Source organism: Frigoribacterium sp. Leaf186, from assembly GCF_001423905.1.
Classification (GTDB): domain Bacteria; phylum Actinomycetota; class Actinomycetes; order Actinomycetales; family Microbacteriaceae; genus Frigoribacterium.
The window spans coordinates 161,578-184,209 of the sequence record NZ_LMPQ01000012.1 but is presented as its reverse complement, the minus strand read 5'-3'; the positions used below and the strand labels follow the sequence as shown (position 1 = coordinate 184,209).

The 22,632-nt window shown below is 71.7% G+C and carries 19 protein-coding genes; 12 read left to right on the top strand and 7 right to left on the bottom strand.

The window, feature by feature from the left end; genetic code table 11:
* Positions 1-98 precede the first annotated feature (98 nt).
* Positions 99-1,028, top strand: a complete 930-nt coding sequence (locus tag ASG05_RS13965) for a glycerophosphodiester phosphodiesterase family protein (RefSeq protein WP_082486823.1) — start codon at positions 99-101, stop codon at positions 1,026-1,028.
* 48 nt (positions 1,029-1,076) lie between these two features.
* On the opposite strand, the gene ASG05_RS13960 is transcribed toward ASG05_RS13965, so the two are convergent.
* Positions 1,077-2,693, bottom strand: a complete 1,617-nt coding sequence (locus ASG05_RS13960; protein ID WP_056262148.1) for an ABC-F family ATP-binding cassette domain-containing protein — start codon at positions 2,691-2,693, stop codon at positions 1,077-1,079.
* Here ASG05_RS13960 and ASG05_RS16030 point away from each other — a divergent pair.
* The 7 genes from ASG05_RS16030 (at position 2,692) to ASG05_RS13925 (ending at position 10,785) form a co-directional block, all read left to right on the top strand.
* Positions 2,692-3,798, top strand: a complete 1,107-nt coding sequence (locus ASG05_RS16030; protein ID WP_369814060.1) for a bifunctional methionine sulfoxide reductase B/A protein — start codon at positions 2,692-2,694, stop codon at positions 3,796-3,798. The two genes, ASG05_RS13960 and ASG05_RS16030, sit on opposite strands and share 2 nt — an antisense overlap.
* A 134-nt stretch (positions 3,799-3,932) precedes the next feature.
* Positions 3,933-5,216, top strand: coding sequence for an FAD-binding oxidoreductase (locus ASG05_RS13950; RefSeq protein WP_082486821.1), 1,284 nt, complete (start codon positions 3,933-3,935; stop codon positions 5,214-5,216).
* Between the two features lie 10 nt (positions 5,217-5,226).
* Positions 5,227-5,928 carry a molybdenum cofactor guanylyltransferase gene (locus tag ASG05_RS13945; protein WP_056262145.1) on the top strand — a complete coding sequence of 234 codons (702 nt, stop codon included), beginning with the start codon at positions 5,227-5,229 and terminating at the stop codon, positions 5,926-5,928.
* A gap of 9 nt (positions 5,929-5,937) precedes the next feature.
* Positions 5,938-6,195, top strand: a complete 258-nt coding sequence (locus ASG05_RS16490; RefSeq protein WP_056263026.1) for a DUF6457 domain-containing protein — start codon at positions 5,938-5,940, stop codon at positions 6,193-6,195.
* Positions 6,192-7,364, top strand: a complete 1,173-nt coding sequence (locus ASG05_RS13935; protein ID WP_056262141.1) for a molybdopterin molybdotransferase MoeA — start codon at positions 6,192-6,194, stop codon at positions 7,362-7,364. The genes ASG05_RS16490 and ASG05_RS13935 overlap by 4 nt, the downstream gene beginning before the upstream one ends.
* A gap of 140 nt (positions 7,365-7,504) precedes the next feature.
* Positions 7,505-8,476 carry a formate dehydrogenase accessory sulfurtransferase FdhD gene (gene fdhD / locus ASG05_RS13930; protein WP_082486820.1) on the top strand — a complete coding sequence of 324 codons (972 nt, stop codon included), beginning with the start codon at positions 7,505-7,507 and terminating at the stop codon, positions 8,474-8,476.
* Entirely contained in the window at positions 8,473-10,785 is a 2,313-nt protein-coding gene (locus tag ASG05_RS13925) for an FdhF/YdeP family oxidoreductase (protein WP_056262134.1), read from the top strand. Before fdhD ends, ASG05_RS13925 begins: the two co-directional genes overlap by 4 nt.
* A gap of 10 nt (positions 10,786-10,795) precedes the next feature.
* On the opposite strand, the gene ASG05_RS13920 is transcribed toward ASG05_RS13925, so the two are convergent.
* Complete coding sequence (locus tag ASG05_RS13920; protein ID WP_056262129.1) at positions 10,796-11,509, bottom strand: MBL fold metallo-hydrolase; 714 nt, start codon at positions 11,507-11,509, stop codon at positions 10,796-10,798.
* A gap of 53 nt (positions 11,510-11,562) precedes the next feature.
* On the opposite strand from ASG05_RS13920, the gene ASG05_RS13915 reads away from it, so the two are divergent.
* A complete protein-coding gene (locus ASG05_RS13915) occupies positions 11,563-12,111 on the top strand; it encodes a TetR/AcrR family transcriptional regulator (protein ID WP_056262126.1) in 549 nt (182 codons plus the stop codon).
* Between the two features lie 102 nt (positions 12,112-12,213).
* Here ASG05_RS13915 and ASG05_RS13910 read toward each other — a convergent pair whose 3' ends face one another.
* The 4 genes from ASG05_RS13910 to ychF all read right to left on the bottom strand — a co-directional run bounded on the left by ASG05_RS13910 (position 12,214) and on the right by ychF (position 15,840).
* Positions 12,214-13,401 (bottom strand): N(5)-(carboxyethyl)ornithine synthase, encoded by a 1,188-nt coding sequence (locus ASG05_RS13910; protein WP_056262122.1) that lies wholly within the window; start codon positions 13,399-13,401, stop codon positions 12,214-12,216.
* A gap of 24 nt (positions 13,402-13,425) precedes the next feature.
* Positions 13,426-13,824, bottom strand: coding sequence for an Lrp/AsnC family transcriptional regulator (locus tag ASG05_RS13905; RefSeq protein ID WP_056262118.1), 399 nt, complete (start codon positions 13,822-13,824; stop codon positions 13,426-13,428).
* A gap of 273 nt (positions 13,825-14,097) precedes the next feature.
* Positions 14,098-14,679 (bottom strand): LON peptidase substrate-binding domain-containing protein, encoded by a 582-nt coding sequence (locus tag ASG05_RS13900; protein WP_200936883.1) that lies wholly within the window; start codon positions 14,677-14,679, stop codon positions 14,098-14,100.
* A gap of 87 nt (positions 14,680-14,766) precedes the next feature.
* Positions 14,767-15,840, bottom strand: coding sequence for a redox-regulated ATPase YchF (gene ychF / locus ASG05_RS13895; protein WP_056263020.1), 1,074 nt, complete (start codon positions 15,838-15,840; stop codon positions 14,767-14,769).
* 119 nt (positions 15,841-15,959) lie between these two features.
* Between ychF and ASG05_RS13890 the strand changes: the two genes are divergently transcribed.
* A complete protein-coding gene (locus ASG05_RS13890; protein ID WP_056262114.1) occupies positions 15,960-16,589 on the top strand; it encodes an exonuclease domain-containing protein in 630 nt (209 codons plus the stop codon).
* Between the two features lie 91 nt (positions 16,590-16,680).
* A complete protein-coding gene (locus ASG05_RS13885) occupies positions 16,681-17,949 on the top strand; it encodes a DNA recombination protein RmuC (protein ID WP_056262109.1) in 1,269 nt (422 codons plus the stop codon).
* 147 nt (positions 17,950-18,096) lie between these two features.
* Here ASG05_RS13885 and glpX read toward each other — a convergent pair whose 3' ends face one another.
* Entirely contained in the window at positions 18,097-19,095 is a 999-nt protein-coding gene (gene glpX / locus ASG05_RS13880; RefSeq protein ID WP_056262104.1) for a class II fructose-bisphosphatase, read from the bottom strand.
* Positions 19,096-19,187: 92 nt separating this feature from the next.
* Between glpX and ASG05_RS13875 the strand changes: the two genes are divergently transcribed.
* Complete coding sequence (locus ASG05_RS13875) at positions 19,188-22,592, top strand: SdrD B-like domain-containing protein (protein ID WP_157490254.1); 3,405 nt, start codon at positions 19,188-19,190, stop codon at positions 22,590-22,592.
* Positions 22,593-22,632: the final 40 nt, after the last annotated feature.

The window sequence follows — 22,632 nt, the reverse complement described above, 5'->3', positions numbered from 1 at the left end:
CGTCCTCGACCGTTCGCGGCCGACTGACACGGGCGACCGCCGGGTGATCCGGGCCCCGGGCGTCGCGCCCCGGGCCCGGTGACCCCCAAGATTGAGCCATGCCCCCCGCCCCGTCGTCCCGGCCCCGCGTGTCCCGCCGCACCGTGCTGCTCGGCGCGGGCGGGCTCGCCGTCCTCGGCACCCTCGGTGCCGGCGTGGCCCTCCGGGCGGACCGGATGTCCGGGGAGGAGGCGCAGGTCACGCCGACCGCGCCTCCTCGGCCCGTCGACCGCTTGCGGGCCGCGAGCCCGGCCACCGTGGCGCACCGCGGCGGATCACTCGACTGGCCCGAGATGTCGCTGTTCGCGTACCGGCAGTCGGTCGAGGCGGGAGTCGACGCGCTCGAGATGTCGCTCGCCCGCACCTCGGACGGCATCTGGTTCGGCCTGCACGACGAGACCCTCGACCGCACCTCGGGCACGACCGGGTTCGTCGCCGCCGAGCACACCTGGGCCGAGGTGCAGCGGCACCGCATCTCGGCGGCGGGGACGAGCGACCCCGACCAGTCCGACCAGCCCTACGCCCGCTTCGACGAGATCGTCCTCGAGTTCGGCCACGACCACGCCCTCTTCGTCGACCCGAAGTACGTCGGCGCCGAGTTCTACCCCGAGCTGTTCGAGATCGCCCGGACGCAACTCGGCACGGCCGACCTGACGCAGACCCTCGTCGGCAAGGGCTACTGCACGCAGACCGCGTGGGGCGACCTCGCGACGTCGTGGGGATGCGAGACCTGGGGGTACTACTACGCGAGCGAGCTCGCCGACGACGCCGAGCTGCTGAGCCGGACCTCGGCGAGCTGGAGCATGCTGGGCCTCGACTGGCAGGCACCCGCCACGACCTGGGCCACCCTCGCCGCGACCGGCAAGCCGGTCTACGGGCACATCGTGCCCGACCTCGACGCGGCGTACGCCGCCCTCGACCACGACGCCGACGGGCTCGTCGTCTCGGGCGTCGCCGAGGTCGTGGGGCCCCTGACCACCGAGGGCTGACCTCGGGCGGACCGACGGCTCAGGCGGCGGCGACCGCCACGCCCGCGCTCAGGCGGCGGTGACCGCCACGCGCTCGGGCCGCTCGGCGTCCGCGCCGAACACCAGCCGCCGGGTGGCGACCTTGTCGGCGAAGAACCGGTCGTGGCTGACCACGACGACGGCGCCGGGGAAGTGCTGCAGGGCCCGCTCCATCACCTGGGCGCTCGGCACGTCGAGGTGGTTGGTCGGCTCGTCGAGCAGCAGCACCGAGGCCCCGGAGAGCAGGCACTGGGCCATCGCCACGCGGGCCCGCTGACCACCCGACAGCGAGCCGATGCGCTTCTTGAGGTCGGCCTCGCTGAACTGGAACATGGCCAGGAACCGTCCGACCGACTTGCGGGTCGCGGTCAGCGCGAGGCTGTCGGGCATCGCGTTGACCGAGTGCGTCACGGTGTCGTCGTCGTCGAGCTCGGCGAGCACCTGGTCGTACGAGACCACCTTGACGCCACCGGCCCAGGCGGCCCGCCCCGCGTCGGCGCGCTCCTCACCGGTCAGCACCCGCAGCAGGGTGCTCTTGCCGCTGCCGTTGGCGCCGGTGATCACGAGGCGGTCGCCGCGGCGCAGCTCGAAGGTCAGGTCGTCGAAGAGCGTGCGGTCGTCGCGCGCCTTGCCGAGGCCGTCGACGCGGCAGAGGACGTCCTTGACGTGCAGGCCCGAGTAGATCTCGGTAATGATCTGGTCGACCGGGCGCGGGGCCCGCGACTTCTTGACCTTGGCGAGCTGCTTGAGCAGGTCGCCGCCGTCCTGCCGCTTGGCGGCCTTCGCGGCGTCGCGGCGGTCCGAGATGCCCTCGGCCTCGAACGCGAGCAGCTCGGACTCGTGCACGTACTGCTGCTCGAGGCTCTTCAGCCGGAACTGCTTCTGCACGACGTACTCGGCGAAGTCGCCCGGGTAGTCGTGCAGGTGGAAGTTCTCGACCTCGACGATGCGCGTGACGACCGCGTCGAGGAAGCTCCGGTCGTGCGACACGACCACCGCGGCCCCGTGGAAGTCGCGGAACCACGCCTCGAGCCATTCGACGCCCGCCACGTCGAGGAAGTTCGTGGGCTCGTCGAGCAGCAGCACGTCGGGGTCCTCGAGGACGATCTTCGCGAGGGCCGCCCGGTTGCGCCAGCCGCCGCTGAGGTCGTCGATCGGGCTGCTGCGGTGCGCGTCGCTGAAGCCGAGCACGCTGAGGGCTGTGTCGATGCGGCGCGGGTACTCCCACCCGTCGACCCGGTCCATCTCGGCGAACAGCTCGGACTGCCGGTGGATCAGCTGATCGAGGGCGTCCCCGCCGTCGGGGTCCACGGCCACGACCGCGATGTCGGCGTCGATCTGCGCCAGGTCGGCCTCGATCGCCCGCTCGTGGGCGAAGAGGCCGGTCAGCACCTCGACGATGGTCTGCGTGCCGTCGAGCTCGGAGAACTGCGAGAAGTAGCCCACCCGCACGCCCTGCTCGATCGTGACCGTGCCCTCGTCGGGCTGCACCTGGTCGAGCATCAGCTTGAGCAGGGTCGACTTGCCGCTGCCGTTGCGACCGATCAGCCCGACGCGCTCCTTCTCGTCGAGGCGGAAGAACGCCTCGCGCACCACCGGGGTGCCGTCGAAGCGGACGGTCACGTCGTTCAGTCGGATCAGGCTCATGCGTCGATCCTCGCAGGCCTTCGGAACACCCGGCACCGCTCCGGTGTTGTCACGAGAGGCACCGAGGCGACCGGGGGCACCCGACCCCATCCGATCGCACCGGCGCCGACGAACAGGAGGCATCATGTCGAACCAGTACCGGAAAGACCCCGAGGCGGTCGCCCGTCTCACCTCGACCCAGCGCCGCGTGACCCAGGGCGGCGGCACCGAACCGGCGTTCCGCAACGAGTTCTGGGACTCGAAGGACGCCGGCATCTACGTCGACGTCGTCTCGGGTGAGCCCCTGTTCGCCTCGGTCGACAAGTTCGACAGCCGCACCGGCTGGCCGAGCTTCACCCGTCCGATCGACGCCGAACACGTCGTCGAGAAGCGCGAGGGGCTGTTCTTCAAGCGCACCGAGGTGCGGTCGTCCGCGGGCGACAGCCACCTCGGCCACGTCTTCGGCGACGGCCCCACCGCCACCGGCGGGCTGCGCTACTGCATCAACTCGGCGGCCCTCCGCTTCGTCCCCTACGCCTCACTCGAAACCGAAGGATACGGTGCCTACATGACGCTCTTCTCCCCCGAATCCACCCCTGCCCCCAGCGGCACGACCGAGACCGCGATCCTCGCCGGAGGCTGCTTCTGGGGCGCCCAGCAGCTGCTGCGCCGTCGGCCGGGCATCGTCTCGACGCGCGTCGGCTACTCGGGCGGCAGTGTGCCGAACGCCACGTACCGCAACCACCGCGGCCACGCCGAGGCCGTCGAGATCGTCTTCGACCCGGGCCTGACCTCGTACCGCGAGATCCTCGAGTTCTTCTTCCAGATCCACGACCCGTCGACGAAGGACCGCCAGGGCAACGACGTCGGCGACAGCTACCGCTCGGCGATCTTCTACACGAACGACGAGCAGCGGGCGACGGCGCTCGACACCATCGCCGACGTCGACGCCTCCGGCCTCTGGCCCGGCGAGGTCGTGACCGAGGTCACGCCCGCCGGCGACTTCTGGCAGGCCGAAGAAGAGCACCAGGACTACCTCGAGAAGGACCCCTACGGCTACACCTGCCACTTCGTCCGCCCGGGCTGGGTGCTGCCGAAGCGCGACCAGCAGGTCGCCGCGGGCTGACGCCCCGCGAGAGCCCGCAGGAGGCGCGGTGCCGGTCCGACCGGCACCGCGCCTCCTGCGCGTGCTCGCCCCGTCGGGGCCCGGGTCTAGGCTCACCGCTGGGCGCCGACGTCGGGCGTCCTGAGAGGCACGAGATGACCATCGACACGCTCGTCACCACGACCGACCTCGCGCGGTTGGCCGGGCTGCTCGCCGACGACCAGGTGCTGCTCGACGCGGACGACCGGGCCCGGTACCGGCACGACCGGGCCGAGTGGGCCGACCACGAGCTGCCGCTCGCCGTCGTGCTCGCCCGCAGCACCGCCGACGTCGTCGCGACCGTCCGCTGGGCCGCCGACGCCGGCGTGCGGATCGTGCCCCGAGGCGCCGGCACCGGCCTGTCGGGTGGGGCGAACGCGATCGAGAACTGCGTCGTGCTGTCGCTCGAAGAGATGACGGCCGTCACCGAGATCGACGTCGACGAGCGCTTCGCCGTGGTTCAGCCCGGCGTCATCAACGACGACCTGCGCACCGAGGTCGCCACGCACGGCCTGTGGTACCCGCCCGACCCGGCCAGCTCGGCCATCTCGACCATGGGCGGCAACGTCGCGACCAACGCCGGCGGCCTCTGCTGCGTCAAGTACGGCGTGACCCGCGACCACGTGCTCGGGCTGACGGTCGTGCTCGCCGACGGCGAGGTCGTCGAGCTCGGGCGACGCACGGCCAAGGGCGTCGCCGGCTGGTTCCCCTCGCTCGAGGCCGCGGGCGACGCCGTGGCCGAGGTCGCGCGGGCCGGCATCGTCCCGGCAGCGCTCGAGCTGATCGACCACACCTGTCTCGTCGCCGTCGACGAGTGGCTCGACCTCGGACTGCCGGTGGACGCCACGGCCTTGCTGCTGGCCCGGGTCGACGAACCGGGCGCCGTGGGCGCCGAGCTCTCCGACCGGCTCGCGGCGATCTTCGCCTCCGCCGGCGGCACCGACGTCGAGCAGGCGGCCGACCCGGCAGAGGTCGACCGGCTCTTCCAGGCGCGGCGACTGGCGTACCCGGCGCTCGAGCGGCTCGGCCCCGTGCTGACCGAGGACGTCTGCGTGCCCCGGCGGGCCGTGCCCGAGATGCTCCGCCGCATCCAGGCCACCGCCCGCGACGCCGACGTCACCATCGCCAACATCGCGCACGCGGGCGACGGCAACCTGCACCCCCTGATCATCGCGCCGATCGGCGACGACGCGGCGAAGGCCCGGGCGAAGGTGGCCTTCGACCGCATCGTGGCCGACTGCCTCGACCTCGGCGGCACGGTGACGGGCGAGCACGGCGTGGGGCTGCTCAAACGGCCGGGGCTGCACGACGAGCTCGGCCCGCGCGTGCTGGCGATGCACCGATCGGTCAAGGACGCCCTCGACCCGACCGGCCTGCTCAACCCGGGCAAGGCGTTCTGACGGTGGCCTCGTGACGGGCTCGTTCCGCACCACCGACGGCGCGACCATCGCCTCCGACGTCTCAGGAGCCGCCCGCGGGGGTGCCGGGCCGGACGCCGGGTTCGACGCCGTCCTGCTGGCGGGGGGTCGCGCCTCCCGCGTCGACGGAGTCGACAAGACGGCGTTCACGAGCGGGGACGCGACGTTGCTCGACCGGGCGGTCGAGGCGTCGGCCGGGGCCCGCACCCTCGTCGTGGTCGGCCTGCGCGAGGGGCGGGTGCCGCCGGCCGGTGCGCTGCTGACCCGCGAGGAGCCCGCCTGGTCGGGGCCCGTCACCGCACTGGCCGCCGGCCTGGACGTGGTCCCGCGGCCGGCCCCGTGGACGCTCGTGCTCGCCTGTGACCTGCCGCGAGCGCCCGACGCCGTCCGGGCGCTGCTCGAGGACGGCGACCGTCGCGACGGCGCTGGCGAGCGCCGCGACGGCCGGCTGGCGGTCGACTCGGGTGGGCGACGTCAGCCGCTGCTGGGGCTCTACCGGACCGGTGCCCTGCAGGACCGACTCGAGGCGCTGCGGGCCGAGGGCTCCCTCGTCGGCCTGTCGCTGCGGCGGCTGCTCGACGGCCTCGACCTGCTCGAGGTGCCGGTGCCGGACGAGCTCTCGGCCGACGTCGACACCGTGGCCGACGCCGATCGCCTGGGTGTCGTCCGGCGCGAGTCCCACCCGGCTGGTTGAGTGACTGGCATGACCGACACACCTGCCGACCTCGACGCCTGGGCCGAACGACTCGCCCGGGCCCTGGGGCTGCCCGACGACTTCGTGGTCGACGTCCCCGAGGTGCTCGACCTCGCGCGTGACGCGGCGCACGGCGTCGCCCGGCCGGCCGCCCCGCTGACGACCTTCCTCGTCGGCTACGCCGCGGGGCTCGCGGGGGGCTCCCGTGCCGAGCTCGACCGCGCGGTCGCGACCGCCACAGCGCTCGCCACGGCCGACCCGGCGTGACGGTCCGGCGGGCCGACTGGCGCGTCGCCCGGACCGAGGCGAACGAGGCCGCCTGCGCACTGCCCCGGTCCGTCGAGACGGTCGCGCTCGACGACGCGGCGGGACGCACGCTCGCCCACGAGATCGTGAGCCTGACGCGGGTGCCCGGCTCCGACGTCTCGGCCATGGACGGCTGGGCGGTCGCCGGAGACGGACCCTGGCGCCTCGGTCGGCCGATCGTCGCGGGCCGGATCGTCGGCGGAGTCGATCCGCTGCCGCCGGGGACCGCGCGCCCCGTCACCACCGGGGCCGTCGTGCCGACCGGCACCGAGCGCGTGCTGCGGTCGGAGTCCGGTCACGTGGCGGACGACGTCCTGACGGCGGACCCCGATCCGCGCCGCCCGTCACACGTCCGTCGTGCCGGAGAAGAGATCGACGACGGCGACGTCCTGCTCGCCGCGGGCACGCTCCTCACCCCGCCCCGCCTCGCCGTGCTGGCGCTCGGCGGGCACGACGCCGTGCCCGTCGTCGTCCGGCCGGCGGTCGCGTTGGCGGTCCTCGGCGACGAGGTCGTGGCCGAGGGGGTACCGGGGCCGGGCACCGTCCGCGACGTGTTCTCGGTGCCGGTGCCGCGCCTCCTCGGCTCCCTCGGCGTCGCGGCGACGTCGTCGGCGCGGGTGCCCGACGACCTCGACGAGACCGTGGCAGCCCTGGACCGCCCGGAGCACCGCCTCGTCGTGACGACCGGAGGCACCGCCCACGGTCGGACCGACCACGTGCGCGCCGCCCTCGACCGGCTCGGTGCCGAGCTGGTGGTCGACGGTCTCGCGATGCGCCCGGGTCAGCCCCTCGTCGTCGCTCGGCGGGGCGAGACGCTGTACCTCTGCCTGCCGGGCAACCCGATGGCCGCCTACGTCGGGCTCGTCGTCGTGGGGACCGCGCTGGTCGACGGCCTGCTGGGTCGACGACCCGCGCCTCCCGGGGGCGTCACGCTCGCGGTCGACGTGGTCCACCCGCGGCCCGGCGTCCTCGTGCAGGCGTACCGCACCACCGCGGCCGGTGCCGTCCCCACGGAGCGCCAGTCGTCGGCGATGCTGCGCGGGCTGGCCGACGCCGAGGGCCTCCTGATCGTCCCCGAGGGCGGCGCGCGGGCCGGTGACGTCGTGCCGGCGCTCGGCCTGCCGTGGTGACGTGCGACCGGACTGCCGGGGTGGCGCGCGACCGCCCGGGGCTCGGCGTCGACTCGTCCCCAGGGTCGAGCGCGGGGCACTCCTGTACACCGGAGGCCCGTCGACTTTCGGCGGAGGCCGATCGGGGGTAGACCTGAGCCATGGCACGAATCACGGCACGACGACCGGTGACCCGCATCACCGTCGGCGACGACGGGGCGGGCGTCCGCAAGACGATCGACACCCTGGCGGTCGAAGAACCGCTCGAGATCCGCGTGGGCGGCTCGTCGCTCGCCATCACGATGCGGACGCCCGGCCACGACTTCGACCTCGCCGCGGGCTTCCTGGTCTCCGAGGGCGTCATCTCGACGGGCGACGAGTTCTTCGCGGCACGCTACTGCGCCGGGGCCACGGCCGAGGGCCTGAACACCTACAACGTGCTCGACGTCACGCTCGCACCGGGGGTGCCCGCCCCCGACCCCAGCCTCGAGCGGGCGTTCTACACGACGAGTTCGTGCGGGCTCTGCGGCAAGGCCTCGATCGACGCCGTGCGCACGAAGTCGCAGCACGAGGTGCTGCACGACCCGCTCGTGCTCGACCCGGCACTGCTCGCGACCTTCCCCGACCGCCTCCGCGAGGGGCAGGACGTCTTCGAGAAGACCGGCGGGCTGCACGCCGCCGCCCTCTTCGACGGCCGCACCGGCGAGCTGCTCGTGCTGCGCGAAGACGTGGGGCGGCACAACGCCGTCGACAAGGTCGTCGGCTGGGCCGTCAAGGAGGCGCGGCTGCCGTTGACCTCGACCGTCCTGATGGTCTCGGGTCGCGCCTCGTTCGAGCTGACGCAGAAGGCCTCGATGGCGGGCATCCCGATGCTGGCCGCCGTGTCGGCACCGTCGTCGCTCGCCGTCGACCTCGCGAACGAACTGGGCGTGACGATCGTCGGATTCCTCCGCGGGCGGTCGATGGTCGTGTACTCGCGACCCGACCGGCTCGGCGAGCCCGACGGCACCGAGCCGGCAGCCCGTGCCGGCGGTGCCGGTGACGCGACCCGCGCCTCCTCGTCCCCCGACTCCCCCGACGGCGCCACGCGTGCGTCGACCCCCGTCCCCCTGACGATCGGAACAAGACCGTGACCGAGAAACCCCCCGTCTCCGACGTGACCGACGCCGACATCGAGGTCGGCCCCCCGCGCGAGTGGGCCGCCGGCGTGCCCGGCGTGCTGCACTCGATGGAGCCCGCGGTCAAGCAGCTGGGGCTGGCGCGCACCGTCAAGCTCATGACGTCGCTGAACCAGAAGGACGGCTTCGACTGCATGAGCTGCGCCTGGCCCGACCCGCACCACCGCAAGGTGGCCGAGTTCTGCGAGAACGGCGCCAAGGCGGTCACGTGGGAGGCCAACCCGGTGCTCGTGCCCGACACGTTCTGGGCCGAGCACTCGATCACCGACCTGCTCGACAAGACCGAGTACTGGCTCGGCATGCAGGGCCGCATCACCAAGCCCGTGCACAAGCCCGCCGGCAGCGACCACTACCGCGAGGTGTCGTGGGACGAAGCCTTCCGCATCGTCGGCGACAAGCTGAGGTCGCTCGACAGCCCCGACGAGGCGTCGTTCTACACGTCGGGCCGCACCTCGAACGAGGCGGCCTTCATCTACCAGCTCTTCGTCCGCGCGTTCGGCACGAACAACTTGCCCGACTGCTCGAACATGTGCCACGAGTCGACGAGCCTCGCCATGGCCGAGGTGGTCGGCATCGGCAAGTCGACCATCGCGTACGACGACTTCGAGCAGGCCGACCTGATCGTCATCCTCGGCCAGAACCCGGGCACGAACCACCCGCGCATGCTCACCGCCCTCGAAGACGCGAAGCTCAAGGGCGCCAAGATCGTCGCGGTCAACCCGCTGCCCGAGGCCGGCCTGCGCCGCTACAAGAACCCGCAGCTGCCCCGCGGCGTGGCGGGTCGCGGCACCGAGATCGCCGACCAGTTCCTGCAGATCCGGCTCGGCGGCGACATGGCCCTGTTGCAGGCCGTCGCCAAGCGCGTGCTCGAGGCCGAGGACGCCGCACCCGGCACGGTGCTCGACCACGAGTTCCTCGCCGAGCACACCGTGGGCCTCGAGGCCTTCCGCGAGCACATCGCGCAGGTCGACGACGACGAGGTGCTGCTCGCGACCGGGCTCGACCGGGCCGAGATCGACGAGCTCGCCGACCGCTACCTGGCCTCGGACCGCGTCATCATCACCTGGGCGATGGGCATCACCCAGCACCGCAAGGCCGTCGACACGATCAAAGAGATCATCAACCTGTTGCTGCTGCGCGGCAACATCGGCAAGCCGGGCGCCGGGGCGTCGCCGATCCGCGGCCACAGCAACGTGCAGGGCGACCGCACGATGGGCATCTGGGAGCAGGTCTCCGACGAGTTCCTCGACGCGCTGCAGAAGGAGTTCCGCTTCGACCCGCCGCGCGAGCACGGCGTCGACGCCCTCAAGGGCATCAAGGCCATGCAAGAGGGCCGCATCAAGTTCTGGATGGGCATGGGCGGCAACCTGGTCGCCGCCATCTCGGACACCCAGCTCGCCGAGGCCGCGATGCGCGGCACCGACATGACCGTCCAGGTCTCGACGAAGCTCAACCGCTCGCACGCCGTCGTCGGGGCCGAGGCGCTCATCCTGCCGACACTCGGCCGCACCGAGATCGACGTGCAGGCGGCCGGGCCGCAGTTCGTCTCGGTCGAAGACACGGTGTGCTCGGTGCACGGCAGCCACGGCCAGGTGCCGCCCGTCGCGCCCGACCTGCTCAGCGAGGTCGCGATCGTCAGCCGCCTCGCGCAGGCGACGCTCGGCGACCGGGCCGACCTCGAGATCGACTGGCAGGCCTTCGAAGGCGACTACGACACGCTGCGCGACCACATCAGCCGCGTCGTGCCCGGCTTCGAGCGCTACAGCGAGCGGATCCGCAGCCGCGAGGGGTTCGTGCTGCCGAACGGGCCGCGTGACTCGCGGACGTTCCCGACCGAGGTCGGCAAGGCGATGATCACGGTCAACGACCTCGAACGCGTCGAACGGCCCGAGGGCACGCTGCTGCTGCAGACCCTGCGCTCGCACGACCAGTACAACACCACGATCTACAGCCTCAACGACCGGTACCGCGGCATCAAGAAGGGCCGACACGTCGTCTTCGTCAACCCGCTCGACCTCGACGACCTCGGACTGGTCGACGGGCAGAAGGTCGACGTGTCGACGGTCTGGACCGACGACGTCGAGCGCGTGCTGCGCGACTACCGCATCGTCGCCTACCCGACGGCTCGGGGGTGCGCCGCGGCGTACTTCCCCGAGGCGAACGTGCTCGTGCCGCTCGACAGCGCGGCCATCGGCAGCAACACCCCCGTGTCGAAGGCGGTGCTGGTGAAGGTCACGCCGGCGGCGGTGCCGGTCGGCGTCTGACGCTCGCCGGTCAGCGGGCAGCGGCGCGGACGGCCGTGATTGCCGCGGCCACGCCGCCGTCCCACGGTGCCCCGTGGCCCGGCAGCACCCAGGTCGCGCCCGTCGCGACCAGTGCGTCGAGCGACGCCAGGGCCTGCTCGGGCTCGTCGGTGAACGGAGCCGGTGCGGGCCCGACGTGACCGGTCGTCACGTGGCGCGTGGTCAGGGCGTCGCCGACGAAGACGGCGTCGACGCTCGGCACGTACACGGCGATGCTGCCTTCGGAGTGCCCGGGCATCGGGATGATCCGAGGCGCCCCCGGCAGGTCGAGCGTCTCTCCGCCGTGCACCTCGACGACCTCGGTGAGCCAGGCGGTCTTCGCTCCCCCCTTGCGCAGGCTGTAACCGGCGAAGCCCAGCAGGGGGCCGAGCTTCATCGGAGGCATGCCGGCCTTCGGCTTCGGCCCGCCTTTCGCCCGCGCGGCGTCGGCTGTGTGCACGAAGACGGGCACGCCGTGGTCGCGGCGCAGGCGTTCGGCGAAACCGACGTGGTCGGAGTCGCCGTGGGTGAGGACGACGCCCTGCACGTCGGCGAGGGTGCGTCCGACGTCGGCGAGTTCACGCACGAGTTCGGACCAGAGGCCGGGCAGCCCGGCGTCGATCACGGTCACGCCCTCGGGCGTGACGACGAGGTAGGCGGCGACGATGTCGTTGCCGATGCGGTGGAGGGAGGGGGCGAGTTCCATGATGGCTACGGTACTTAGCCATCATGGCTATTGTCAATAGCTATACTCGACGCATGCCGACACCGGACCGCACCTCGCTCGACGCCATCCTGCTCGCCGCCCGCGACCTGCTCGAGACGGACGGCCCCGCCGGCCTGACGATGGCCGCGGTCGCGGCGAGGGTCGGCGTCCGCGCCCCCTCGCTCTACAAGCGGGTCGAGAACCGGGAGGCGCTGCTGCGGTCGGTCGCCGAAGCCACCCTCTCCGACCTAGCCACCCGGGTCGACCGGGCGGGGTCGGCCCGCGAGGTGCTGGACGCCTTCCGGGCCTTCGGGCACGAACGCCCCGCCGCGTTCCAGCTGGTCATGACGCCGGGGCCCGGCGTGCCCACCGCGCGACGCGAGTTCGGTGCCGCGGCGAGCGCCGCCGCCCTCCGCGTCGGCGAGCAGCTCGTCGGGTCCGAGCGCGCCCTCGACGCCGCCCGCACGCTGACGGCGTGGGTGGCGGGCTTCGTCATCATGGAGCTCAACGCCGGGTTCCAGCTCGGCGGCGACGTCGAGGGGGCGTGGGACTTCGGGGCCGAGCGCGTCCTGGCGGCCCTCGCCGCGCCTCCTGCTGTCTGAGCTCGAGCTGCCTGTCCCTCGCGAACACCGCCGAGTGGACAAGGCACCGCGGCACGCGGCGGTGTCGTGTCCACTCGGCGGTGCCGTCGGCCGGGCGGCTGGCTAGTCGAGCGGTGCGTGCGGGTACGAGGAGGCGCGGTTCTGGAACTCGAGGATCGCCGGGTTCTCGACCCGCCCCTCCGCGATCTCGACGGCCCGGCGGATGGTGTCGGACGCGGCCCACGAGGTCGGCCCCTCCATCACGATGCGCAGGAAGGGCATGAGCGCCTCGCTGATCTCCCACGTGGTGGAGTTCCAGAGCAGCGACGGGCTGTGGTCGACGGCGTAGTAGTTCGTCGTGTCGCCCACCGTGATCAGCGGATCGGCGAAGGTCGTGGCCCGGGCCCAGTCGAAGCCCATGCCCTCGTCGACCGAGACGTCGACGATCAGGCTGCCGGGGCGGAAGGCCCCGAGGTCGGTCTCGCGCAGGTACGTGAGCGGCGCGTTCGGGTCTTGCAGGGTGCAGTTGACGACGATGTCGGCGGCGGCGAGGAAGGGCGCGAGGGCGACCGGCCCGTCGGGCGCGTCGACCGTGCTGGCGCCCGGGGTCTCGGGGTCGTGCTCGAACCGGTACATGTCGACCGAGGGGATCGGCGAGCCCACCGCGGCGACGTCGCGGTTGGTGAGCACGCGGACGTCGTGGACGCCGTGGGCGTTGAGGGCCGTGACGGCGCCGCGGGCCGTGGCGCCGAAGCCGATGACGACGGCGCTGAGGCGACGGCCGTAGTCGCCCGTCGACCCGCAGAGCTGGAGGGCGTGCAGCACCGAGCAGTAGCCGGCGAGCTCGTTGTTCTTGTGGAAGACGTGCAGGCCGTAGCCACCGTCGGACTGCCAGTGGTTCATGGCCTCCCACGCGATGAGGGTGAGGCGCTTGTCGATGGCGAGCTGGGTGATCTCGCGGTCCTGCACGCAGTGCGGCCAGCCCCACAGGGTCTGACCGTCGCGGAGGCCCTCGAGGTCGGCGGCCTGGGGCTTCGGCAGCAGGACGACGTCGCTGTCGGCGACGATCTGCTCCCTGTCGGCCATCGCGACCAGGGGCTCGAGGTCGGCGTCGGGGATGCCGAAACGCAGGCCGTAGCCGCGCTCGAGGGTCATCTGCGCGCGGAGGTCGACGTCGATGCGCTCGAGGTGCGCGGGGTGGATCGGCAGGCGCCGTTCGTCGGGCTTGCGCGAGGCGGCCAGCACCCCGAGGCGCAGCAGGGCGGGGGTGCCGGAGGTGGTGCCCGAGGGCGGAGAATCCGTTTGGCTCATGCCTGACCTTAGACGGGCGGGCGGTCAGCGCCGCAACACGTCGGGGACCTGGGCACCGAGGCGCAGGCCGTCGCGGTCGATCCAGTACCGTCGCTGCAGCCGCAACCCGGCCACGCTCTGGATCGACCGGACCCAGGGCAGGGCGCCCAGGTCGTCCCTGATGAAGGTCGCGAGGTCGGCCGGCCCGTGGAAGACGCCGGAGAGGCTGATCGGAGCCGAGCCGGTCACCGTCGACAGGAGCCGGACGCTGGGGTGCACGGCGACGTGCTCCATGGTGGTCGACACGTCGCGCGGCTGCACGTCGATGGTCACGATGGCGTGCAGCGGGTAGCCGAGCAGGTCGGACTGCATCTCGACCCGCGGCGAGACGGCCCCGCTCTGCAACAGCAGCCGGATGGCCCGCGCGGCGGTCGAGGACGACACCCCGAGCGTCCGCGGCCGCACAAGAGTTCACGGCACGCCAGGCGGAGGCCGGCAACGGCTTCATCTATCGAACCGGCTGAGCGCCACCCGGTCGTTTCATGCCGAAGCCCGAGAAGTCAGCCAGCGACCCCGACTTGTTGTCGAAGCGGAACTCCACCGAGTTCCGACCATCCGAAGCATGACCTGTGAATGTCCTTGCGAAGCATGGACACCTGGGCCGACCAGCATGAGTTGCCGCGGAACCCCAGAGGTGGTGAACGGTGGTGAGAAGCCTCACTCGGCGGACCAGAGCTCCTCGGCCTCGAGGACCAGATCGATCAGTCGACGCAGGAGTTCCCCCAAGGTCGTCGACCTCAACAGGGTGTAACTGTCGTAATCACCCAGCGGGGCGATCGCCGCCAGTTGCCAGACGGCTGCGACGGGATCGTCCGACAGCTCGATGTCGTCATCCGACTGGGGCCCCGCGGCGCGAACGATCAAGCGGCGGACAGCTGCTTCGGCCTGGTCCCGAAGGGGTGCGAGCTTCTCGGACCATTCGAGATCCGGCAGGATCGAGAGCTCGGCCCGCGGGAACGGATCCTCGTCGACCCACCGTTCGACCGTGAACCGCCGGGTCCCCAAGCCGACGATGAACAGGTCGTCGGCGCCCGCGGCGGCGCTCACGAGACGCGCCATCGTCCCGACCGAGGCGCGCTGGTCGCCACCCCCGGTTTCTGATCCGCGCTCGATGAGGACGACGCCGAACTCGGGTTCATCCTCGTCGAGCAAGCGGCCGACCAACGTGAGGTACCGAGGTTCGAAGATGCGCAGCTGGATGGGCACGAACGGGAACAGCACTGATCCCAGCGGGAACATCGGTGAGACGGCCATGACCCAGTGAAGCACCGCGGACGAAAAGTTCACAGGTGCCCAGAGAACACTCGTCCACACCGCGAAGAACGCCTAGTTGTTGAAGCGGAACTCCACCACGTCGCCGTCCTGCATGACGTACTCCTTGCCCTCGATGCGGGCCTTGCCTGCCGAGCGGGCCTCGGCGATCGAGCCGGTCTCGACCAGGTCGTCGTACGAGATGACCTCGGCCTTGATGAAGCCCTTCTCGAAGTCGGTGTGGATGACACCGGCCGCCTGAGGGGCCTTCCAGCCCTTGCCGATCGTCCAGGCGCGGGTCTCTTTCGGGCCGGCCGTCAGGTAGGTCTGCAGGCCGAGCGTCTCGAAGCCGATGCGGGCGAGCTGGTCGAGGCCCGACTCGTCCTGCCCGAGCGAGGCGAGCAGTTCGGCGGCGTCGTCGTCGTCGAGGCCGATCAGCTCGGACTCGACCTGCGCGTCGAGGAAGATCGCCTCGGCCGGCGAGACGAGGGCCTGCAGCTCGGCCTTGCGCCCCTCGTCGGTCAGCACGGCCTCGTCGACGTTGAAGACGTAGATGAAGGGCTTCGCGGTGAGCAACCCGAGTTCGCGGATCGGCTCGAGGTCGATGCTCGTGGCCGAGAGGGCCTCGCCTCGTTCGAGCGCCTCCTTGGCGGCCACGGCCGTCTCGTGCACGATCGGCTCGACGCGCTTGAGGCGCAGCTCTTTCTCGTAGCGGACGAGCGCCTTCTCGACGGTCTCGAGGTCGGCGAGGATGAGCTCGGTGTTGATCGTGCCCATGTCGCTCTCGGGGTCGACCTTGCCGTCGACGTGCACGACGTCGGGGTCGTCGAAGCCGCGGACGACCTCGGCGATGGCGTCGGCCTCGCGGATGTTCGCCAAGAACTTGTTGCCGAGCCCCTCGCCCTCGCTCGCCCCCTTGACGATGCCGGCGATGTCGACGAACGACACCGGTGCCGGCAGCGTCTTCTCACTGCCGAACAGGCCCGCCAAGACCTGGAGGCGCGGGTCGGGCAGGCTGACGATGCCCACGTTGGGTTCGATGGTCGCGAACGGATAGTTCGCCGCCAGCACCTGGTTCTTGGTCAGGGCGTTGAACAGGGTGGACTTGCCGACGTTGGGCAGTCCGACGATCGCGATAGTGAGAGCCACGAGGGTCAAGCGTACCGGGCCTGTCGAGCCGTGCCGTCGGGGCCGCGTCGCCTGAGGACGGCACGGTGCCCGTCCGTGACCGCGGAGGCGGTGTCGGAGGCGCGTGAGAGCATGAGTCAATGCCCATCGACTTCACCGCGATCGACTTCGAGACCGCGAACTCGAGCAGCGCCAGCGCCTGCTCCGTCGGCCTCGTCAAGGTCCGCGAAGGCGTCGTCGTCGACAAGGTCGGCTGGTTGATCTCTCCCCCGGCCGGGCACGACGAGTTCTCGGAGTGGAACACCCGCATCCACGGGATCGTCGCGAGCGACGTGGTCGGCGCCTTCGGCTGGGCCGAGCAGTTCGAACTGCTCGCCGACTTCGCCGGCGACGACGTCTTCGTCGCGCACAACGCGGGCTTCGACATGGGCGTCATCAAGGCCGCCTGCGCGGTGACCGGGCTCACCCCTCCCCCGTGGTCGTACCTGTGCAGCCTGCAGGTCGCCCGCAAGACCTACTCTCTCGACTCGTACCGACTGCCCGTCGCCGCGACCGCCGCGGGCTTCGACGCCTTCTCGCACCACGACGCCCTCGCCGACGCCGAGGCGTGCGCAGCGATCGTCGCCCACGCGGCCCTCTTCCACGGTGCGGCCGACGTCGCCGAACTCGCGTCGATCGCCGCCGTCAAGATCAAGGTGCTGCACCCCGCCACCGCGCCCGTGGCACCAGGCGTGGCCTGGGTCGACCGTCGCCCCATGGCCCTCGGCTGACGCACACCGCCCCTGGGGGGCGGCTCGAGGGGCAGCGTCGAGGGGCAGCGTCGAGACGCACGCTGTCGGTGGTCGCTGCCACACTCGCCCCATGTCGTCATCGGTGGCCCTGCTCCTCGCCCTCCTCCTCGGTCTCGTCATCGGTGCCCTCGTGGGCGGGATGGTCGCACGCTCCCGTTCGATCGAGACGTCGTCCCGACTGGCCGCCGACCTGGCCGCCGCCCGCGCCGTCGCCGACGGCGCCCGTGAGCGCCTCGACGCCCAAGACGACCAGTACCGGCGGCAGATCGCCCAACAAGAAGACCGCCTGCGCGAGTTCCAAGACCGCCTCCGTGACGTCCGCATCGCCGAGGCCGAGAGGACCCGGTCGGACGGCCAGGTGCTCGTCGCGCTCAGCCCGGTGGCCGAGAGCCTGCACGCCGTCCAGCAGAAGGTGGCCCAGCTCGAGGCCGAACGCACCCGGCAGTACGGCGCCATCAGCGAGCAGCTCCGCGCCACCGCCGAATCGGGCGAGCGCTTGCGCGGGACGGCCGAGACCCTCGCGTCGGCGCTGAAGGCGAACAACACACGCGGCGTGTGGGGCGAGACGCAGCTGCGCAACGTCGTCCAGGCGGCCGGCCTGATCGAACGAGTCGACTTCGACGTCCAGAGCTCCGTCACGTCGGACGCCGGGTCCGGTCGGCCCGACATGGTCGTCCACCTCCCCGGCGGCAAGAACATCGCGGTCGACGCCAAGGTGCCGTTCTCGGCCTACCTCGAGGCCAGCGCCATCCCGTCGTCCGCCACCGGCGACGAGGGGGCCCGGCGTGACCAGCTCGTGCGCCAGCACGTCAAGGCCCTGAGGGCGCACGTCGACGCCCTGGCCGGCAAGACGTACTGGGCCGGGCTCGACTCGTCCCCCGAGCTGGTCATCGCCTTCATCCCCAGCGAGTCGCTCGTGTCGTCCGCACTCGAGGCCGACCCGGCCCTGATGGACTACGCCTTCCAGAAGCGCGTCGCCCTCGCCTCTCCCGTCACCCTCTGGTCGGTGCTCAAGACCGTGGCGTTCAGCTGGCAGCAGGACGTCGTCACCGCCGAGGCCAAAGAACTCTTCGACCTCAGCCGCGAACTCTACGGTCGCTTGTCGACCATGGCCGGTCACGTCGACAAACTCGGCCGGTCGCTGAGGGCAGGCGTCACCGACTACAACCGATTCGTCGGGTCACTCGAACGGACGGTCCTGCCGTCGGCCCGCCGACTCACCATGCTCGACGAGTCGAAGGTCCTGGCGAGCCCCACGACGATCGACGAGACCCCGCGCGAACTCACCGCCCCCGAGCTGGCCTCGGCGCTCGCCGACGGCGAGGGAGGCGGCGACTGACGTCACGGCATCGGCAGCCTCCGGCCTCTCCGGTCCGTGACCCCCCAAGGGTCGCGGCCGCACGACGGTCACCCCGGCTGAGCTCTGCTCACGGCGCGACGACGGACGCCCGGCCGAAGCCGGGCGTCCGTCGTCGTCTCGTGGGGGTCAGGCCTGTTCGCCGTACCACTTCGAGACGAGGTGGTCGGCCTCGACCCGGCGGATGGTGCCCGAGTGCGACCGCAGCACGATGCTCGAGGTGCGGATCATGCCCTGCTTGCGCGTGACGCCCGCGACGAGGGCACCGTCGGTGACACCGGTGGCGACGAAGTACGCGTTGTCGCCCGTGACGAGGTCGTCCTGGTCGAGCACGCGGTCGAGGTCGTGACCGGCGTCGATCGCCTTCTGTCGTTCGGCGTCGTCCTTGGGTGCCAGCCGGGCGAGGATGAGACCGTCAAGGGCCTTGACCGCGCAGGCGGTGATGATGCCCTCGGGGGTGCCACCGACGCCGACGCACATGTCGATGCGCGAGTCGGGGCGAGCCGCGTTGATGCCGCCGGCGACGTCGCCGTCGAGCAGGAGGCGCGTCGAGGCGCCCACGGCCCGGATCTCGGCGATCAGGTCGGCGTGACGCGGGCGGTCGAGCACCGCGATCTGCATGTCCTCGACGGCGATGCCCTTGGCCGCCGCCAGGGCGGTGATGTTCTCACCGATCGGACGGTCGAGGTCGATGATGCCCTTGCCCTCGGGGCCGGTGACGATCTTGTCCATGTAGAACACGGCACTGGGGTCGTACATGCTGCCCCGGTCGCTGACCGCGATGACCGAGAGGGCGTTCATGCGACCCGCTGCGGTGAGGCTCGTGCCGTCGATCGGGTCGACGGCGATGTCGCAGGCCGGGCCGAAGCCGTTGCCGACGTGCTCGCCGTTGAAGAGCATCGGCGCTTCGTCCTTCTCGCCCTCGCCGATCACGACGACGCCGTCGAAGGCGACCGTCCCGAGGAACTTCCGCATCGCGTCGACGGCGGCCTTGTCGGCGGCGTTCTTGTCGCCCTTGCCGATGAACGGCGCCGACCGGATCGCCGCGGCTTCGGTGGCCCTCACCAGCTCCATGCCGAGGTTGCGGTCGGGGTGCGCGTACAGGGTTCCAGAAGACGAGTCGGCCATGTCCACGAGCTTAGCCCCCGGGGTTGTCCAGACGGATGTCATGCGATATGTTTCATGACCAACAGTGCATTTATGCACGAAGAGAGGTGCTCATGAAACCAAACACACGGCTCCGCCGACCAGTGGCCGTCGCCCTGGCACTCAGCGCGAGCCTCTCCCTGATCGCCGTCGACGCCGCGAACGCCGCGCCCGAAGCCCCCACGTCCGACAACCTGAGCCTGTCGGTGCGGCTGGCGTCCGACGGCATCGGCCCGTTCACCCCGAACGACGTACCCGGTGGCGACAGCGGGCCACAGAACGGCATCGTCAGGACGAACGACGCCGTCGTCTACGGCGTCACCGTGGGCACGACGACGGGTGACGCCGTCGGGGGCGAGATCATCGCGACGGCCCCCGACGGCCTGACCTGGTCGACGCTCCCCGGCGAGTGCCTCCCCGGCTCGGCCGTGACGGGGCAGACCCTGCGCTGCTCGCTCGCCCCTCTGTCGACCGGCGTTCGCACCCTGAGCATCGTCGCCTCTGTCGACCGTGACGTCTCCGCGGGCAGCATGCTGCGACCCACGTTCCAGCTCGAGGCGCCCGATCGAGCCCCCGTCACCGCCCCCGTGTCCGACGTCAGGGTCTCGGCCGTGCCGCGGTTCAACGTCTCCATGAACCGGACGGTCACCTCGTTCGCCGCTGCGACCGGGCCTGACGGCTCGACGCCGGGCTTCCGCATCGTCTACCCGCTGCAGATCGACTGGCAGTCGCTCGTCCCGGGCGACGGCCTCCTCGGCTACGAAGGCCTCCAGGGCGACATCACCCTGATCGACGACGTCTCGGCCATGTACGGCGGCGAGCCGAGCCCCGCCGTCCTGTTGGCGACCGACACGGACGCCGCGTGCGGGGTCAACACGGGCCAGATCCCCGCGGCACCAGGCGGGGTCGGCGGAGGCGAGCGCAACGTCGTCGACTCGGGGACGATCACCTGCACCCAGAACGCTCCGGGCGAGCCCGTCAGCATCACCATCTCGGGAGCCGACACGAGCCTGTCGTCCATCCCGACCCGGAGCGTCTCGGGTGGCCAGATCACCGGTGGCGTGTCCCCCTACGTCGTCTCGGCCTACGTCAGCCTGTGGGTGCCAACTCCTCCCCTGGGTCAGTCCCTCACGACCCGCAACACCTACCGCGACCTCACGGCGACCTCGATCAGCGGGCAGGCCAACTACGACGGGGCATCCGAGCCGACCGAGGACAACTCCGCTGACCGGAACATCCTCGAGAGCGCGGGCGTGAGCGGTTCCCTCCGCTACCTGGGATGGAACGACGAGACGATGACGTCGTTCACGATGTCGGGCAAGTACGACGAACCGTACGTCACCCCCGCGCAGACCCTCTTGAGCAGCACGTCGCTGAACAACCGCGGGTTGTCGACGTGGTCGGGTTCGCAGGTGTGCGCCGTGTTCGACAACACGACGCAGACCCTCCGCGAGAACACGCCGGGGACGTGGGCGTCGTCGAACCGGTCCGGCGTCACGGGCCGTCCCCAGTACGCGGCCTTCGACGGGTCCGACCCCGAGGTCGCACGCGACGCCACCTGCGACGACGCCCTCGGCTGGTACGACGACCCTCGCGACGTCCCCGGAGGGCCCTCGGCCGTCGGGGCGGTCCGGTGGAGCTACGACCACCCCGGCAACACGAGCATCACGTTCAACGTGCACCTGACCGCCGTCGACCGTCTCGCCAACGACACGCGCCTCCGCATCTTCTCCAGCGTCCGGCGCGACCGGGCGAGCCGGTGGACGCACGACACGGGCGACCCCGTCGCCGCGAACGGCAACTGGGCCGACTTCCTCAGCGTGACGAGCAACGCGGCCCGCATCACGAGCGCCGTCGTCGACCCCGGGCACGACGCGTCAGACACCCCCGACGAGACGACGTACGTGACCGCCGGCGGAACCCTCACCTACGCTCTCTATCCCACCCTGACCAACGCATCGGACGACCGCGTCCCCGAGAAGCTGACGATCCGCGACCTCCTGCCCGTCGGTTCGATCTACGTCCCGGGCTCCGCGTCGACGGAGCCCGTCATCGACGAGATCGTGGTCGACGGCGTGACCCGCCAGCGCCTGACCTGGTCGTTCGATCCCGTCGAGGTGAACGACGCGCTGGCCCCCCTCACGTTCTCGGCCCGCTTCACGACGGCGACGCCGGGGATCGACGCGACGAACTCGGCGACCATCGAATCGCTTCGCGACGTGTCCTCACCCGATCGACGCGTGACCGATCGTGCGGTGCACGTCCTGGCCGGCAGCGGGTTCGACGTGGACGAGACGGTCGACCACGACGTGCGCATCGTCGGCGACCAGGCGACGTTCCGACTGACGTACACGAACATCGGGTCCGAGTCCCTGACCGGCACCTCGCTCATCACGAGCCTGCCGCACGACGGCGACGACCGCGGCACGGAGGCGACGGTCCGACCGGTCCTCACCGCGCCGGTCGCGACGGTCCACGACACCGAGGCCGTCCTGTACACGAACACGCCCCCGACGTCCGTCGTCGACGACCCCGACGACGCCTCGAACGCGCCGGGCGGCTCGACCCGCTGGTGTGCGCAGGGCGACTTCGGGTCGACGGGCTGCCCGGGCGCTCTCGCCGAGGTCACAGCTGTCCGGATCGATCGCGGTTCGGCCGTCCCCGCCGGAACGGCCGTCAGCCACGAGCTCGTCCTGGCCGCCGACGGGCTGGACGGTTCCGGCGACGTCTGGGCGTCGTCCTTCGGCATGCGGGCCCGCGGCATCGACTGGCTCGCGCACTCCCCCGTCGCCCGGACGACTGCCGTCGGGGGCAGCATCGGTCGCATCGTGTGGCAGGACGCGAACTCCGACGGCATCCGCCAGGACGACGAGGCCGGCCTGGCCGACCATCCCGTCCGACTGACCGGGTCCGACGACCGAGGCGAGCCGGTCGCGAGAGCCGTCTCCACCGACGCCGACGGGGTCTACCAGTTCGACTCGCTGCGCCCCGGCGACTACGTCGTCGACTTCGGAGCCGTCGAGGGCGGATGGACGACTCCGCACGTCGGCGACGACCCGAGTCGCGACTCGGACGCCGGAACCGACGGCGACGCCGAGGCCGAACTGACCCGCCTCGACGACGCCGGCGGTGCGCTCGTGGGCGTCTCCGACGTCGACGACGTCGACGCCGGCGCCCTGCCGGCCCCGGAGGTCGTCGACCCGCCCGGCGAGACGGTCGACCCGCCCGGCGAGACCGTCGACCCGCCCGTCGACGGCGATTCGTCGCCCGGCCGCGACCAGGGCACCGACCGGGCGGCTGGCCCCGCCGATGGTCGCCTGCGTCTCGCCTTCACCGGGGCGGCACCGGCAGCAGCCGCAGCCGCAGCCCTCGTCGCACTCGCCCTCGGCCTCGTGATGGCCCGGCGGCGACGCCGACCGGACGAGACGGTCGCTCCGGCCCCCGGGTCTCCGGACTCGGGCGGTCCCGGCACGGACTGACGTGACGGCGGGGCCGTCCCCGGACGGCCCCGCCTTCACG